Source organism: Streptosporangium sp. NBC_01755 (genome assembly GCF_035917995.1).
In the GTDB taxonomy this organism is placed as follows: Bacteria; Actinomycetota; Actinomycetes; order Streptosporangiales; family Streptosporangiaceae; genus Streptosporangium.
In genome coordinates this window covers 2,806,793-2,821,465 of sequence record NZ_CP109131.1, presented here as the reverse complement: position 1 = coordinate 2,821,465, position 14,673 = coordinate 2,806,793, and the positions used below count along the sequence as shown (strand labels likewise).

Annotated in this window: 12 protein-coding genes; 3 read left to right on the top strand and 9 right to left on the bottom strand. The window is 69.5% G+C overall.

The window, feature by feature from the left end; all coding sequences use genetic code 11:
- Positions 1 to 402: 402 nt before the first annotated feature.
- The gene (locus tag OG884_RS12920) at positions 403 to 1,230 is read right to left on the bottom strand and encodes an SAM-dependent methyltransferase (protein ID WP_326645356.1); all 828 of its coding nucleotides are present in this window, start codon (positions 1,228 to 1,230) and stop codon (positions 403 to 405) included.
- A 178-nt stretch (positions 1,231 to 1,408) separates the two neighbouring features.
- Entirely contained in the window at positions 1,409 to 2,041 is a 633-nt protein-coding gene (locus OG884_RS12915) for an IclR family transcriptional regulator (RefSeq protein ID WP_326645355.1), read from the bottom strand.
- Positions 2,042 to 2,201: 160 nt separating this feature from the next.
- Between OG884_RS12915 and OG884_RS12910 the strand changes: the two genes are divergently transcribed.
- Complete coding sequence (locus tag OG884_RS12910; RefSeq protein WP_326645353.1) at positions 2,202 to 2,594, top strand: response regulator transcription factor; 393 nt, start codon at positions 2,202 to 2,204, stop codon at positions 2,592 to 2,594.
- Between the two features lie 59 nt (positions 2,595 to 2,653).
- Here the strand turns inward: OG884_RS12910 and OG884_RS12905 are convergent, their stop codons facing one another.
- Positions 2,654 to 3,319, bottom strand: coding sequence for a response regulator transcription factor (locus tag OG884_RS12905; protein WP_326645352.1), 666 nt, complete (start codon positions 3,317 to 3,319; stop codon positions 2,654 to 2,656).
- 121 nt (positions 3,320 to 3,440) lie between these two features.
- On the opposite strand from OG884_RS12905, the gene OG884_RS12900 reads away from it, so the two are divergent.
- Positions 3,441 to 5,333, top strand: a complete 1,893-nt coding sequence (locus OG884_RS12900) for a sensor histidine kinase (protein WP_326646914.1) — start codon at positions 3,441 to 3,443, stop codon at positions 5,331 to 5,333.
- Between the two features lie 171 nt (positions 5,334 to 5,504).
- Here the strand turns inward: OG884_RS12900 and OG884_RS12895 are convergent, their stop codons facing one another.
- Entirely contained in the window at positions 5,505 to 6,347 is an 843-nt protein-coding gene (locus tag OG884_RS12895) for a sensor histidine kinase (protein ID WP_326645350.1), read from the bottom strand.
- A gap of 360 nt (positions 6,348 to 6,707) precedes the next feature.
- On the opposite strand from OG884_RS12895, the gene OG884_RS12890 reads away from it, so the two are divergent.
- Positions 6,708 to 8,024 carry a hypothetical protein gene (locus OG884_RS12890; protein WP_326645348.1) on the top strand — a complete coding sequence of 439 codons (1,317 nt, stop codon included), beginning with the start codon at positions 6,708 to 6,710 and terminating at the stop codon, positions 8,022 to 8,024.
- Between the two features lie 189 nt (positions 8,025 to 8,213).
- Here the strand turns inward: OG884_RS12890 and OG884_RS12885 are convergent, their stop codons facing one another.
- The 5 genes from OG884_RS12885 to OG884_RS12865 form a co-directional block, all read right to left on the bottom strand.
- Entirely contained in the window at positions 8,214 to 9,863 is a 1,650-nt protein-coding gene (locus OG884_RS12885) for a tRNA ligase subunit PheS family protein (protein ID WP_326645346.1), read from the bottom strand.
- Positions 9,864 to 10,439: 576 nt separating this feature from the next.
- Complete coding sequence (locus OG884_RS12880) at positions 10,440 to 10,652, bottom strand: EF-hand domain-containing protein (RefSeq protein ID WP_326645344.1); 213 nt, start codon at positions 10,650 to 10,652, stop codon at positions 10,440 to 10,442.
- A 329-nt stretch (positions 10,653 to 10,981) separates the two neighbouring features.
- The gene (locus tag OG884_RS12875) at positions 10,982 to 11,338 is read right to left on the bottom strand and encodes a four-helix bundle copper-binding protein (RefSeq protein ID WP_326645342.1); all 357 of its coding nucleotides are present in this window, start codon (positions 11,336 to 11,338) and stop codon (positions 10,982 to 10,984) included.
- 359 nt (positions 11,339 to 11,697) lie between these two features.
- Positions 11,698 to 13,974, bottom strand: coding sequence for a protein translocase subunit SecD (gene secD, locus OG884_RS12870; protein ID WP_326645340.1), 2,277 nt, complete (start codon positions 13,972 to 13,974; stop codon positions 11,698 to 11,700).
- A gap of 231 nt (positions 13,975 to 14,205) precedes the next feature.
- Positions 14,206 to 14,589: a hypothetical protein gene (locus OG884_RS12865; RefSeq protein WP_326645339.1), complete on the bottom strand. Its 384-nt coding sequence runs from the start codon at positions 14,587 to 14,589 to the stop codon at positions 14,206 to 14,208.
- Between the last annotated feature and the right edge of the window lie 84 nt (positions 14,590 to 14,673).

Here is a 14,673-nt window from a genome sequence, read left to right as displayed (position 1 = left end):
GCCAGGGTGGGAGGGATGTCAAGCGGCACCCGCCCGGCTGTCGGCCGGCCCGTTCTCGCGGATCCCTCCGGGGACTCGGTCGGGTCGGTCGCGGCCGCCGGTGTCGTGTGGGTTGGTCGCTGCGCCGGTGTCGTGCGGGTCGGTCGCTGCGCCGGTGTCGGCGAACGTCCCCGCGCTGCAGGCGGCACTGGACGCCTCGCTGGCCGACTGGCTCCACAACCTCAAGAAGAAGGCGGAGAGACAACCTCAAGAAGAAGGCGGAGAGCCGCCCCTGAATGAAAGAAGGGCCCGCTGGGGAGGCGGGCCCGGTTGCTCGTTTCACCCGGGTGAGGTTGATCCGGGTGCCAAGGGCCCGCTGGGGAGGCGGGCCCGGCTGCTCCGTGACAGAAAGTGCTTAGTGCATCAGGGCTTGCGGCCGACGGCGCAGAACTCGTCCACCTCGCGGAGGCCGCCGACGATCGAAGGGCCGGGACGCCAGAGCGGGCACGAGACCACGCCGGGCTCCACCAGTTCCAGGCCCTCGAAGTAGCTCGCGATCTGCTCGGGGCTGCGCAGGGTGTACGGAACCGAGCCTGCCTCGTTCCAGATGGCGATGGCCTTCTCGAACTTCCCGCCCTTGATGACGTTGGTGCCGTCGGCGACCGCCAGGTAGCTGCCGGAGGGCAGGGCCTCCAGCAGGCGACGTGCGATCGACCGCCCCTCATCGATGTCGGTGATGTGACCCAGGATGTTCATCAGCATGAGCCCGATGGGCCTGTCGAAGTCCAGGGTGGCCTGGGCGGCCTCCAGGATCCTGTCGGGGTCGCGCACGTTGGAGTCGATGTACTCGGTCGTGCCCTCGGCGGTGCCGGTCAGCAGGGCGCGGGCGTGCGTCAGCACCATGGGGTCGTTGTCGACGTAGACGATGCGCGCGTCCGGGGCCACCCGCTGGGCGACCTGGTGGGTGTTGTCGACGGTGGGCAGCCCGGTGCCGATGTCGAGGAACTGGCGGATCCCGCCCTCGTCGGCCATGTACTCGACGGCGCGGGAGAGGAAGGCCCTGGAGGAACGGGCAATATCCACAATCTCGGGAAATATCCCGACGAACTGGTCGCCGATCTCGCGGTCGATGGCGTAGTTGTCCTTGCCGCCGAGCCAGTAGTTCCAGATCCGGGCGGAGTGGGCCACGCTGGAGTCGATCGGGTTCACCGACTGCCGGCCGGAGGTGTGAGGGAGGGTCTCGTCAGGCACGGGGGCTCTTTCTCTGGTGCGTGAGAGGGAAGATCTCTACTTTGCCATCTTGCCAGTCCTGTGCCGTTCTCGTCGCTGCTTGTCGTTTATCACCGTATTTAATATGCGGAACCGTCCGGCGGATGGGGCCGGCCACCCGGGGAGCGATGGAGCTCGGGGTGCGGGGGAGGGGCCATGCTCAAGTGAGCGAGCCGGACAGTTCGGCGGCGGCGGCGGCCACCCGGGGGCCGACGGAGTCCTGGTCGAGGGGGGTGAAGGCGACCACGCCCACCGACGCCTCCAGCCAGGGCAGGCCGGGTACGGGGGCGGCGATGCCCCTGGCACCCTCCTGGAGCTGGCCCTCGGAGACCTGGTAGCCGGTGCGGCCCTCGCGCAGGGCGAGGATGGCCAGCCCGGCGGCACCCCGGGTCAGCGGGTGGCGGGACCCCTCGCGGTAGGCGACGTGCATGTTCGTCCAGGAGGGTTCGACCACAGCCACCGCCAGGCCCTCATCGCCCTCGGCCACCGTCAGGTGCGCGGTCGCGCCCACCTCCTCGGCCAGCCCGCGCAGGGTGGGCAGGGCGCCCTCCCGGAGCAGCGGCTGCACGGCACGGGCCAGGACGAGAACCCCGAAGCCCAGATGGACCCGCCCGCCGCCGTCCCGGCGGACGAAACCCTCGCTCTGCAGGGTGGTGAGCAGGCGGTACACCGCCGGGCGGCTCAGCTCCAGCTCGGCCGCCAGCTCCGTGGGCGTGCGGCCCCGGCGCCCGTCGGCGAGCAGGCGGAGCAGCCGCAGGCCGCGCTCCAGGGTCTGCGAGGATTCGGCCGGCATCTAGGACACCCACTGGGCTGGAACCATGTCCCCGATTATCGCGCCGCCCGGGCAGTGGAACCGCTCGCCGAGGTGGACGCGCGTGTGAGGCGCTCGGACTCCGACCGATTTTCCCGCTAGCTGCAATGTGCCGACGCCGCTTCCCTGAGATCCTCGATATGTGGCCGTACGATGTCTCATCGTCGATGACAGCGATCACTTCCGTCGTGCCGCCCGTGCGCTGCTCGAGCGGGAGGGGATCGTCGTGGTCGGCATGGCCTCCGCGGGCGACGAGGCCCTTCGGCAGATCGGCGATTCCCGGCCGGACGTCGCGCTCGTCGACATCGATCTCGGTGAGGAGAACGGTTTCGACGTCGCGCAGCGGCTCGCGCGGGTGCCACCCGAGGGCCGTCCGCACGTCATCATGATCTCGACCCACGCCGAGAAGGACTTCGTGGACATGATCAGGGCCAGTCCCGCCATCGCGTTCCTGGCGAAGTCAGCCCTTTCCGGGGCGGCGATCCGCGACATTCTCCGGGAAACCTGCGACGAAGGGGATCTGGGCTCCAGCTGATCCGGGGCGTGTTCCGTGGATTTCCCGATCGGTCCTTCAGGCCACGCCGGCGATCCGGGTCAGCGGGCTTCGAGGAAGGCCAGTACGGCGAGGACACGGCGGTGGTCGTCTCCCGATCCCGGTATCCGCATCCTGGACAGGATGCTGTGCACGTGCTTCTCGACCGTGCCCTCGGTGATCCAGAGTTTGCTCGCTATGCCGGCATTTGAGCGTCCCTCGGCCATCAGGGCGAGGACCTCCTGCTCGCGCGTGGTGAGAAGCCCCAGCGGATCGTCCCTGTGGCGGGTCTTGATGAGCTCCCGCACCAGGCTCGGATCGACGACCGAGCCGCCCTGGGCGACGCGCTCAAGCGTCTCCATGAAGTCGCTGACCCCGGTCACCCGGCTCTTGAGCAGGTAGCCGACCCGGTGCCCGGTGGCGAGCAGCTCCATCGCCTCCTCCACCTCGATGTGCGCCGACAGCAGGAGGATCCCCATCTCCGGAAACTCCTCGCGGATCACCTGTGCCGCGTCAAGGCCCTCGTTCGTGTGGGTCGGGGGCATCCGGATGTCGAGGATGACGAGATCCGGCCGGTACTCACGGACCAGGGAGAGGATCTCCACCGCGTCTCCGGCCTGGCCGACGACTTCGAAGCCCGATCGTGCCAGCAGGCTCGACACCCCCTCGCGGAAAAGCACGTCGTCGTCCGCCACTGCTACCCGTATCCGGTTCTCGTGCACGATCATCGCCCTTTCGCGGTGTTTTTCCCGCCGGACCCATCATTAAAAGAATGGCCACTTCAGGGTTAAGGAATTCTCAATACTCTGGACAGTGGGCCGTAAGTCCACGAGCGGGGTACGGTCCGGAATGAAGTGTGAAATATCTCGTTTACATGCGAGTATCTTAGTATCCATGCGCGAGCGGCTGCTGTCGTCATTGACGCACACAAAGCGTCAATCCTTCGTGCTGGGGATCATAGGCGGCGCCGTGTGCATCGCGGTGGAAGTTTTGCTGTCCCTTTTTCTGGGCCGCTTGACACCGGGCGGTTCCTCGGGGGAGATCTACCTGCTCGGCGTTCTGCTGGTCTCGGTCGTCTGGGGCCTGTGGCCGGGGCTGGTGACCCTGCTGGCCAGTGCCGCCGCCTTCAACTACTTCACCCTTCCCCCAGTGGGGAGCTTCATCCCCAAGGAGGACTGGCTCTGGACCCCGATTTCGATCTTCTTTCTCGTCGGGCTGGCGACCTGTTTGATCGCGGCACGGGTGCGCTCACTGGGCGTCCAGACGAGCCAACGTCGCTGCGAGGCGGACCTCACCGTGCAACTGGCCCACATCCTGCTGCGTACGGAGAACCTGAGCGCGGCGCTGCCGCCGGCCTCGCACCTTCTGGCGTGGGCTCTGGAGGTGCCGGGCCTGGAGATCCGGCTTGAGGAGGTCCCCGCCGGCGAGCACGGCGAGGTTCTGCCGCTCATGGAGAACGGCGGCCGGATCGGCACGCTCGTCCTTCCCGCCGGTGTGCCGGAAGACGTGCGGATACGCCTGCGCGACCGGATGCTGCCCTCTTTGGAAGCACTGTTGCGGGCGGCCCGCGATCGCGAGAGCGTCGGGGCCGTGCTGGCGTCCAGTCGTGACGAGCTCCGCAGGATCGCGCAGGAGCAGGCGACGTTGCGGCGTGTCGCGACCCTCGTGGCGCGGGGCATCTCCTCGACGGAGCTGTTCAACGCGGTCGCCTGCGAAATGGGCTCCCTCATGCAGGCGGACCACGTGTCGGTCAGCCGCTACGATCCCGGCCACACGACGGTGGTGGGCTCGTGGAGCCTCCGGGAGGACATAAACGAGGTGATGCCTCTCGGCTCGCAGTGGCCGATCAACGAGACGGTCATCTCCGGCATGGTGCTGAGGACGGGAAGGCCGGCCCGGATAACGAACTATGCGGAGACCTCGGGAATGATCATGAAGTTGGCCCGTGACATGGGCGTCACCTCCGCGCTCGGCTCTCCCGTGATCGTCGACGGCTCATTGTGGGGTGTGGTGCTCGCCTTCTACAGCCGCTGGGAGCCGAGGCTTGAAGGCGCCGAGGAGCGGATGACGGACTTCACCGAGCTGATCGCGACCGCCATCTCGAACGCGCAGGCCCGTGCCGATCTCGCCGCCTCCCGGACGCGCCTCGTCGCGGCGTCCGACGAGATCCGCCGGCGCATCGAGCGTGACCTGCACGACGGTGCCCAGCAGCGACTGGTCTCGCTCGGGCTCGAACTGCGCGCGGTGGAGGCCGGAGTGCCGCCGGGGATGACCGAGCTCAGGGAGCAGCTGTCTCACACGGTCCAGGGCCTGACCGGGGTCGTGGAGGATCTGCAGGAGCTCTCCAGGGGCATCCACCCGGCGATTCTCTCGAAGGGCGGTCTCGCACCCGCGCTGAAGACGCTCGCACGCCGCTCCGCCGTTCCGGTCGAACTCCAGCTGGGCTCCGTCCCGCGCCTGCCGGAACGCGTCGAGGTGGCTCTCTACTACACGGCGGCGGAGGCGTTGACCAACGTGGTGAAACACGCGCACGCCTCCGTGGTGTGCGTCACCTTCGGCGTGACCGGGGCGACGGCCCGGCTCTCGGTCAGCGACGACGGGACCGGGGGAGCCGAGTACGGCGGGGGGTCGGGGCTCATCGGGCTCAGGGACCGCGTCGAGACGCTCGGCGGAAGGCTGACGATCACGAGTTCCGCGGAGGAGGGCACGTCGCTTCTGGTGATGGTGCCGATCGAGAACTGACGGCCGCGGCCGGCTCGCCGGGGTGAGCGGGGGACCTGCCCCACCGGTCGGCGGCCGATGGGGCAGGCTCGCCCGGGAGGCCCCGGGCGAGCGGGCCGGAGAGGGAACTCGGTCGCCGGTCCGGGGGAGCTTGGACGGGCGGCCGTCCGGTCAGGGGTCAGGGGGTGGGGGTCAGGGGGTGGGGGGCCCGCAGGAAGCGGTCTCTCCATGGTCGTCCAACCGTGCGGCGGTGGCGAGCGGAAGGCGGAGGACGAACCGTGCGCCGCCCAGGGGGGAGCCGTCCACCTCGATGGTCCCCAGGTGGGCTTCGGCGATGTCGCGGGCGATCGTGAGGCCGAGCCCGATGCCTCCCCGGTTGCGGCAGCGGGCCGTGTCCAGCCGGGTGAACCGCTCGAAGACCCGTTCCCTGTCGGCGTCGGCGATGCCGTCCCCGTCGTCGGTGACGACCAGCTCGCCGTACTCACCGTCCCTGCGCACCTCGACCAGCACCGTGCGCCTGGCATGGCGCTGCGCGTTGTCCAGGAGGTTGGAGAGGAGCCGGTCGATCTCCGCGTCGACGACGTTCGCCCTGACAGCGGGGGCGAGCCGAAGTCGTACGGGGATGTCGTCCCCGCGCCGCGAGACCGTGGCGCGGGCCAGCTCACCCAGGTCCGTGCTGACGAACGCGTCCGGTGGGTTCGTACCGACCTTCGCCAGCATCAGCAGGTCGCTAACGATCTTCTGAAGCCGGTCGACGTCTCTCAGCGCGTTTCCCAGCAGCTCGCTCAGGTCCGTCTCCTCGGGGTGCAGCCGGGCCTCTTCCAGGAGAGCCCTGAGCCCGGCGAGCGGGGTGAACAGCTCGTGCGAGGCGTCCGACACGAATCGCCGCTGCTGGACCAGCGACCGGTCGATCCGGTTCCTGGCGCTCTCCATCCGCTTCAGCAGGTCGCCGGTCGCCAGGACGAGACAAATGATCTGATCCGACCCTGGAAGCCCGTGGAACCGGCTGCTCAGATCGTTGGCGTACGATGACATGAAGGTCCTGTTTCGGTCTGCACCAATCGGCGTGCTTTCAAGGAGGGGAGCGGAGTCTCATCATCGGCTTGACGCCGCGGCCGAGGTTCTCCGCTGCCCCGGGCGGTTGCCCGCACCACCATGATGTTGTCTTTGTCGCCCGCCGTCTGCGCTGGCAGCATCCGTTTGCCGCTTCACACCAGTAGGAGCTCGGCATTCCGGCTACCTGCAATGCCCCGGGCTCCTGCCCGCGTGGGACGCCGGATCAGCCGGAAGGCATCGAAGTCCTGTGGGTCCTTGACCGGGTCTGTTGAGCCCATTGCGATCTGGGTAAAGTGTGGGTCGATCGTTTTGGCTGGCTTTATCCGGGGAGTTCAGGACATGCGACTTACTCTGCGCCGGGCCCTCGCCGTCGGCGCCGCGCTCGCGCTCGTCGGGATCATGACGCCCGGGGCCGCGTACTCGCAGGACGATCCCCGCAGCTGCAACGATCTGCTGGGGGCCGACGCCCCGGCCTACATCGTGTGTCACTGGCTGGCCAAGCCGGAGGAGGCCCTCGGCGTCGCGCTCTTCTGGGGCAGCGACGACGCCGCCAACCTCAGAGAGGCCACCCCGTCCAACGGCAAGTTCATCGACTGCTCGGCCGCCGGATCCTTCTGCCCGGAGCCGCTCGACGGCGGCGCCGAGGGCGGCGAGAACTCCCCCCTCCCCGAGGGCGCGGGAGAGGACGGCACGCCCGAGTGTGAGGCGGGCCGGCAGTGCTCGATCAACGGGCACGGCGAGGGTGGCGACGGCACCGTCCCCGGACCCGAACTGACCGGTGCCGCCAAGCCGACCGCCACGAGTACCCAGGATGCCGCCGTCGCGGCGGCCGCGCAGACTCCGGCAGGTCAGGCGATCACCGCGGCGAAGGCCCTGCAGCTGAGGGTCTGGGTCGACACCGAGCTGGCCGACGACTGGAAGGCGGGCAGCGAGACCTTCACCGCCGCGGTCAAGCGCATCGGCGCGCTGGCCGCGCGCCCGGAGGTCGCGGGCATCCGCTTCACCTCCCAGCTGGGCTACAACACCACGTTCAAGACGGATGCGGAGATCACCGCGTTCGTCACCGCGGCCTCCGACGCCCTCCGCCAGGTCGCGCCCGGCAAGCGGCTGGGTGTCCACACGGTGGTTCCCGAGCTCGCCTGCGGCGCGGACGACACCTGCAAGGCGGAGATGCGCAAGCGGTACCCGCTGCTCGCCCCCGAGAAGATCGAGTCTCCGCTGATCGCGGGCCGCGTCGACCAGCTCTCCCTGGACACCGGCCTGCTGTACGGCGGCTACGACACCTGGAAGATCGACGCCGAGCAGGCCCACCGCAACCAGTGGATCCAGGTCCGCGCCCGATCGTGGGACGTCCTGACCCAGATCGCCGCGGAGGAGACCGGTCTCGTCGGCCAGGTGACCGACGAGCAGATCGCCTCCCGGCTGTCGGTGCCCGTCAAGGACGGAGCCGCCCAGCAGGTGAACGTCTGGACCCGCGTCCAGAACGCCCAGGGTGCCGAGAATCGGCTGACCGCCTGGGACCAGCTGAAGAAGCTCACCCCGATCCAGCGCCGCCTGGCCGCCGTCTACGACCCGGCCAACCCCGAGGTGGACGTGGCCGCCGACCTCAAGAAGCTCTCCGAGGCCTTCGGCCAGATCTATCTCACGACAGCCTGACGCACTCCCGAGATGTCCCGGTGAAACGGCTCCGGCCGGCTTCGCCGGGACCCTGTCATGAGATGAGGGGGTGTCGTCCCCAGGCTCCAGGCCCGTGAACCGGCAGACCTGGCCGGCGGGGTGAGCGGTGGAATCCCCGCCTCCTGATCCTTCTCGGGCCGATCGCCGCCCGACCCGGCGGGGAGGACGTCACCTGCCTTCGTGATCGGTGAGGTGTTCCATCGCGGTGAGGTCGATCTCCATGACGCTCGTCCCCGGTGGCAGTCCCAGGGCCTGAACCGTAGCGGTGCGCAGCTCACCCGCGTGGCCGAGCACCGACTCGCCGACGAGCAGCTCCAGGCAGCGTCCCGGCAGCCAGGGCGCGTACTCGGTGGGGCGCGTGACCAGACCGGCCCCCATGACGTGCGCGGCCGTTCGCGCGGCGTCGACGGCACGGGCCCACGACGACTCGCCGGTCAGGGCGGCGGCGAGATGGTTGGGCTGGGCGGGGACAGCGGCGTTCAGCGCGTCGAGCCGGCCTTCGGCGGGGCGGCGATCCGACGGGGGGAAGGGCGCGGGGCCGGCGCCCGTGAGGGGTGCGAAGACCACTCCCTGCTCGAAGAGCGCCGGGTGGTGATTTCCCAGGGCGAGGTTGAGGCCCAGCGCGGCCAGCAGCCCGGGGAGGAGCGTGGTGCGCAGCGACGGCTCGCGCGGGCTGATCGGGTTCGTGAGCGTCAGCGTGGTGCGGCGCGGGTCGCCGGGCGCCAGGCCGAAGGCGTCCCACGCGGCGGCGCAGACGAAGGGGAAACGCGGTGTCTCGACGTATCCCGCCCCTGCCAGCGCGTGCCCGATCCGCCGTCGCAGGCTCTGCGACCGGCTGAGCCCCCCGCCGGCCTCCCGTCCCGGTGATCCTCTCCTGCCGTGACCGCCTCGCGTCAGCGGGATGGTCTCCAGATCGGGTACGGCCCGCGCGGCCGGTACGGCCCGCGTGGGGGGCGTGCTCCGGGGGCGTGGACTGGGCCGGGGCCTGCCGCCGGGGGCGAACTCGTCCATCCCGAGGGGGAAGCGGATGTCGCCGTCGATGATGTCGCGGATGTCCTTCAGACCGTGCCGGAGCATCAGGGTGCGCTCGACGCCCATGCCGAAGGCGAACGCGCCGTACCTGTGCGGGTCGACGCCGCAGGTGGTCAACACCCGTGGGCGGACCGTGCCGCACCAGCCCCACTTGACCCATCCTTCGCCGCCGCACGTCCCGCACGTCCCGCACGGGCTCGCGGAGGCATCTCCGGAGACGTCTGGGCGGACGCCTCGGCAGACCGCGCACTCCACGTACACCTTCGCCGACGGGTCGGTGTAGGCGGACCGGTGGGTGCGGAGCCGGGTCACCGTGCCCCTGCCGAACACGGAGGCGGCGAAGTGGTCGAGGGTCTTCTTCAGGTCGACCATGGTGAGCCCCAGGTCGACGGCGAGGCCCTCGACCTGGTTGAACACCGGGCTGTGGATGGCGTCGGCCGGGCCGGGACGGAAGGCGCGGCCCGCGCAGACCAGGCGGAACGGAGGTGCCGTGCCGAGCGTCGCCCGTACCTGCGCCGGTGAGGTGCGCGTGCGCAGCACGAGGCCCGACCTTTCGCCGGGCTCCGCGGGGTCTTCGATGTGAAAGGCGCGGTCGGGGTGGCCGTCGTCCATGTTGAGCGCGTCAAGGGTGAGCCACTCGGCCTCGACCTCGGGCCCCTCGACGACGCGGTAGCCAAGGTCGAGAAAGACGTCGGCCATCTGCTCGGCCATGACGGTCGCCGGATGCCGGGCCCCGCGCGAGTCGTGCGGTGCGCTCCCCGCATGTCCGCTGGATGCGCTACTCAATGCGCTGCCTCTTCCTGTGTGAGCGCGCTTCCCGCGCTTCCCCCGAGACGGTCAGCCGAGAGCCGCGGGTCACCCTTCGCGGGGATGCGACGGCACGCCGGACGACTTCGCGCGTGAGATCGGAGGTCGCACTCGGGAGGGGGATCCGCGTCCGACGTCCGTTCCGAAATGTCGGGGTTCACGCGCGACCTCGAATATCCGTCACGCTAGATATTGGAATAACTACTCAAAGTTATTGTCTGGTCAACGGCGAGTCAACACGCCGCGGGGCCGACGATGGGCGTCGAGAAGGCGGCCGCCCCGTCAGGGGTAGATCATCGGCGCGCGTCCGCTACTCCGGAGGGCGGATTCCCCGGGAGCCCGCTGAACTCCGCCCGCTGAACTCCGCCGGGTGAAGTCGTCGGTGACGGATGGTCCGGCCAGGGCCGGCGACCGGGATCGGCCGTCGGGGTCGGCCGTTGGTGAGATCTGGCGCCGGTCGGGCGTCTGCGGGTGGGCGTCGGCGGTGGTGGGGCCGGATCTGATCGGGGTGCCTCGTTCAGGCCCTGGACGGGCACCCCGATCGGGTCAGGTCGGTCAGCCCCGGGTCTGGGCGAGATAGCCGGCGAACTCGTCCAGGGAGATGAGGCCGTCGCCATCCTCGTCGATGCCGGCGACGGCCGCCGCGGCCCCCTCGGGGGTGATCGGCTGACCGAGCACCTCCATGAGCCTTGTCAGCTCGGAGACCGAGATGAGGCCGTCACCGTCAACATCGACGATCTTGAAAGTTGTCGCGTAGTCGTCCGCCACGATCGCATCCGCCTTTGGCAGCAGGGAAATCAGACGGCAAGCACACTAGCGGCATTCGGGGCGCCCTTCCCGGCTGAGTCCGGGGGATTGCGCCTGTTCCAGGTGTCGGCTGAGCCGGGAGGGTCGTGCCTGCCCAGGGCGTTGTACGGGCAGCCTGCTTGGGACTGCATGGACAGCCTGCCCAGGACGTTGTACGGGCAGCCTGCTCGGGGGTGCTACACGGGCAGGGGCGCCGCCGATGCGATCGGCGACGCCCCTTTCGTTTGTTTTGTCGCTACCCTCGGAGGACCCTGTGGTTCTGCGAGGGGTGTTCGGGACCGGCCGACGGCTCAGGCTCGCGCGTTCGCCATCGTCTGGCACGCCTTGGCCCATGCCCGGCACGCGTCGGCGCACTCCTTCATCATCGGGTCACTCTCCATGGACATGCACGCGTCGGCGCATTTGTTCGCCGCCTTCGCGCACATCGTGGCCATGTCCTTCGCCATCGGTGACTGGCGCATCATCATGTCCGCGCAGAGGCGGGTCATGTCGGCACAGTCCATGAGCGGGCCTATCAGTGCCATGTCGGCGTACCGACCCCCCTGTGTGAGGCAGTAGGTCATGGTCTGCTCGCAACGGCTGTGGCTCTCCAGGCACATGTCGATGCTCTTCTGTACCTGAGGGTTCATCTTCACCGCATGGCTCATACTTGCTCCCCGTGTTCGTGACCGTTCCGCTTCAACGTTCGAAGCTCTCGCATCAGTGGTTGTGCCCTGCCGGGTGCTTCGGCCTTCCGGGAATTTACGGTTTTAATCGCCCATCGAAATAGTTTTATGCATAAATGCGCCTATCTTCTGTAGGGTTAGTGGGGAAGCTACGGAAATGGGCGGCTCCTCGCGGGATCCCGCGAGGAGCCGCCCATCGGACCCGGGCCGGAACGCGATACGCGCCCCTGCCCCTGCCCCTGCCCCTGCCCCTGCCCCTGCCCCTGCCCCTGCCCCTGCCCCTGCCCCTGCCGCTCAGACCAGAGCAGACCGGCCGTGCCCGCCTGGCCAGAGCGTGAGGGTCAGAGTACGGCGCCCGAACCCTGGCGGGCGGGAGCCGGGCCCTTCCGCTTGGGCCGCGGCGGCGCGCCGGGCTTGCGCTTCTCCAGCTCGATCGCCGCCGGCCCCGCGACCAGCGCGGAGGAGAGCGTGCCGACGATGATCCCGATCAGCAGCGCCACCGCGAAGTCGGTCAGCGAGTCGCCGCCGAGCACCGCCAGCGCGGCCAGGATGAACAGCGCACCCAGGCCGGTGTTGACGGTACGGGGCACGGTCTGCAGGATCGAGGTGTTGACCACCTCGGCGAACGAGCTCTTCGGCCGCGCACCCCATATCTCGCGGACCCGGTCGAAGACCACGACCTTGTCGTTGACCGAGTAGCCGATCACGGTGAGCATCGAGGCCAGGAACACCCCGTCCACCGGCTTGCCCAGCCACGCGAACGCGCCGATCACGATCGTCGCGTCGGCGACCAGGGCCACCACCGTCGCCAGGCCGAACGTCCAGCGGAACCGGAAGGCGAGGTAGGCGAGCTGCGCGGCGAGCGCGACGCCCAGCGCGATCAGCGCGTTGCGGCGCAACTCGTCCCCGAGGCTCGGCCCGATGAGCTCGTCGCGCTCCTTGGTGACCTGGCCGCCCTCACTCTCCAGCGCCTTCTCGATCTTCACCACCTCGGCGGGAGTGATCTGACCCGTCCGTACGGAGATGTCGTCATCGGAGGCCTGCACCACCGCGTTGGGGTACCCGGCCTTGCTGACGAGCTCGCGGGCGGTGTCGGCGCTCATCGGGGTGGTCGTGGAGTACTCCACGAGCCTGCCCCCGGTGAACTCCACGCCGAAGTCGAGCCCCCGCACCGCCACCCCGGCCATGGACACGGCCACCAGCAGGCCGGTGATCGCGAAGTACAGCCCGCGGCGGCTCATCAGGTCCGGCTTGCGGGTGTTCAGCCAGCTGCGGACGCGCCCGATGTCGGCCAGGCCGGTCATCTTCGGCCGTGCGGACACCACCTTGAACCTCACCGCCCACTGGGCCAGGACGCGCGTGATGACCATCGCGGTGATCAGCGAGGCGATCACGCCGATGCTCAGCGTGACGCCGAAGCCGCGCACGGGACCGGACGCCAGGAAGAACAGCAGCCCGGCGGCGAGCAGGGTGGTGACGTTGGAGTCGGCCACCGCGCTCCACGCGTTACGGAAGCCCTTCTCCAGCGAGCCGCCGAGGTTGGGCGTCTCGGCGTACTCCTCACGTGCCCGTTCGAAGACCAGCACGTTGGCGTCGACGGCCATGCCGATGGCCAGCACGAAGCCCGCCAGACCCGGCAGGGTGAGCGTGGCACCGAGCCCCACCAGCGCCGCGTACGCGATGAGGGCGTAGCAGGCCAGCGCGATGGCGGCGAGAAGGCCCACCAGCCGGTAGATCACGATGATGAAAAGCGCGGTGAGCGCGATGCCGATGACCGCGGCCCAGGCGCTGGCCTTGATCGCGGCGGCGCCGAGCGTCGGGCCGACGGTCCGCTGCTCGACGATCTCGACGGGCACCGGCAGCGAGCCGCCCTTGATCAGCAGGGCCAGGTCCGAGGCCTCCTCGGAGGTGAAGGCACCGGTGATCTGGGTGGTGTTACCCGGCAGGCCGACCTTGCAGCCCACGTCCTCGTTCACCTGGGGCGAGACGATCACCTTGGAGTCGAGCACGATGGCGATCCTGCGCTTGGGGTCGCCCGGCTGGTTACAGGCCGCCTCGCCGGTCAGCTTGGCCCACGCCGCACGTCCCTGATCGCGGAAGTCGACGGTGACGAACCAGCCACCGCCCTGCTGGGCGTCGATCCCGGCCTCGGCACCGCCGACGCCGTCGCCGGTGAGGGCGGCCGGTCCGATGTGCAGCGGGGCGCCGCGATCGTCGGGCAGGATCTGCTCTCCCTTGCCAGGCTTGGTCTTCGCTCCCGGGTCGGGGGCGCCTAGAACGGGGTGGAAGGTGAGCTGCGCGGTCTTGCCGATGACCTCGGCGGCCTTGGTCGGGTCCTGCACACCCGGCAGTTCCACGATGATGCGCCGCTCGCCGGAGCGGGCCAGCGGCGCGTCCGCCACGCCCAGGCTGTCGGCCCGGCGGCGGAGCACCTCAAGGGTGCGGTCGGTGGCCGCGGCGTCGGCCTTGACCGTCGGTGAGTCCTGGGTCTCCAGGACGAGTTGGGTGCCGCCGCGCAGGTCGAGACCGAGGCGCGGCGACATTGTCAGGGCTATGTACAGCGAGGTGGCGATGACGGCGAACGCCGCTATCGCGCGTACCAGCGAGGCACGCGACATGGAAGCCTCCACAGGCTGGGGGAGTTGTCCTCGGTCAGGCCGAAGGAGCGTTCAGGTACGGCGGCACGCTTCGCGTACGGCGAAAACGCCTTTCGGCTGTGGCGAAGGCGTTTTCCGCTCATGGGAAAGATGTCTTCCTGGGAAAGATGTCTTCCTGGGAAAGACGTCTTCCGCTCGTGGCGGAGACGTTTTCGCGTACGGCGAAGAGACCCGGAGCGGTTCCGGGGTGTTTCAGTCGGCTGTGGAGGCGGGTGGTGCGCGCCCCGGCCTGACGAGCAGGGCCGCGAGCGGGTGGGTGTCCTCGTCACCCGCCGGGCGGGTGAGCGGGCCGGTGGCGAGGAACAGGTGCCGGAGGTCGGCGGGCGGGGTCGCGAGCGGGTGGCCGCCCCCGCCGCCCAGACCGGTCCCGGTGCCGGCGAAGCCGGAGGCGAGGGAATGCCGCTGCACGCTGTCGAGGAGCGGGCGCGACAGCGGCTGATGCTCGCCGACGGCCTGGACGACCGCGGTGTCCCGTACGAGGGCGGAGGTGCTCCCGCCCAGTCCCCCGGAGACCAGCAGCGGCAGCAGCAGGGTCAGCAGCCAGCCGAAGGGCGCGCCGCGCCTCAGCTGTCGCATGATCTCCTCCTGGCCGTCATCGCTGTCCACCGTAGCCCTTCGGAGCCTTTGCGATCCCCGGAAGCCGACTCCGGGTCAGCATTA

Excerpts from the sequence above, each read along its gene's own strand:
- OG884_RS12900 (WP_326646914.1), top strand. The coding sequence starts at position 3,441 with ATGAAGTGTGAAATATCTCGTTTACATGCGAGTATCTTAGTATCCATG.
- OG884_RS12915 (WP_326645355.1), bottom strand. The coding sequence starts at position 2,041 with ATGCCGGCCGAATCCTCGCAGACCCTGGAGCGCGGCCTGCGGCTGCTC.
- OG884_RS12895 (WP_326645350.1), bottom strand. The coding sequence starts at position 6,347 with ATGTCATCGTACGCCAACGATCTGAGCAGCCGGTTCCACGGGCTTCCA.
- OG884_RS12905 (WP_326645352.1), bottom strand. The coding sequence starts at position 3,319 with ATGATCGTGCACGAGAACCGGATACGGGTAGCAGTGGCGGACGACGAC.
- OG884_RS12890 (WP_326645348.1), top strand. The coding sequence starts at position 6,708 with ATGCGACTTACTCTGCGCCGGGCCCTCGCCGTCGGCGCCGCGCTCGCG.
- secD (WP_326645340.1), bottom strand. The coding sequence starts at position 13,974 with ATGTCGCGTGCCTCGCTGGTACGCGCGATAGCGGCGTTCGCCGTCATC.
- OG884_RS12875 (WP_326645342.1), bottom strand. The coding sequence starts at position 11,338 with ATGAGCCATGCGGTGAAGATGAACCCTCAGGTACAGAAGAGCATCGAC.
- OG884_RS12865 (WP_326645339.1), bottom strand. The coding sequence starts at position 14,589 with ATGCGACAGCTGAGGCGCGGCGCGCCCTTCGGCTGGCTGCTGACCCTG.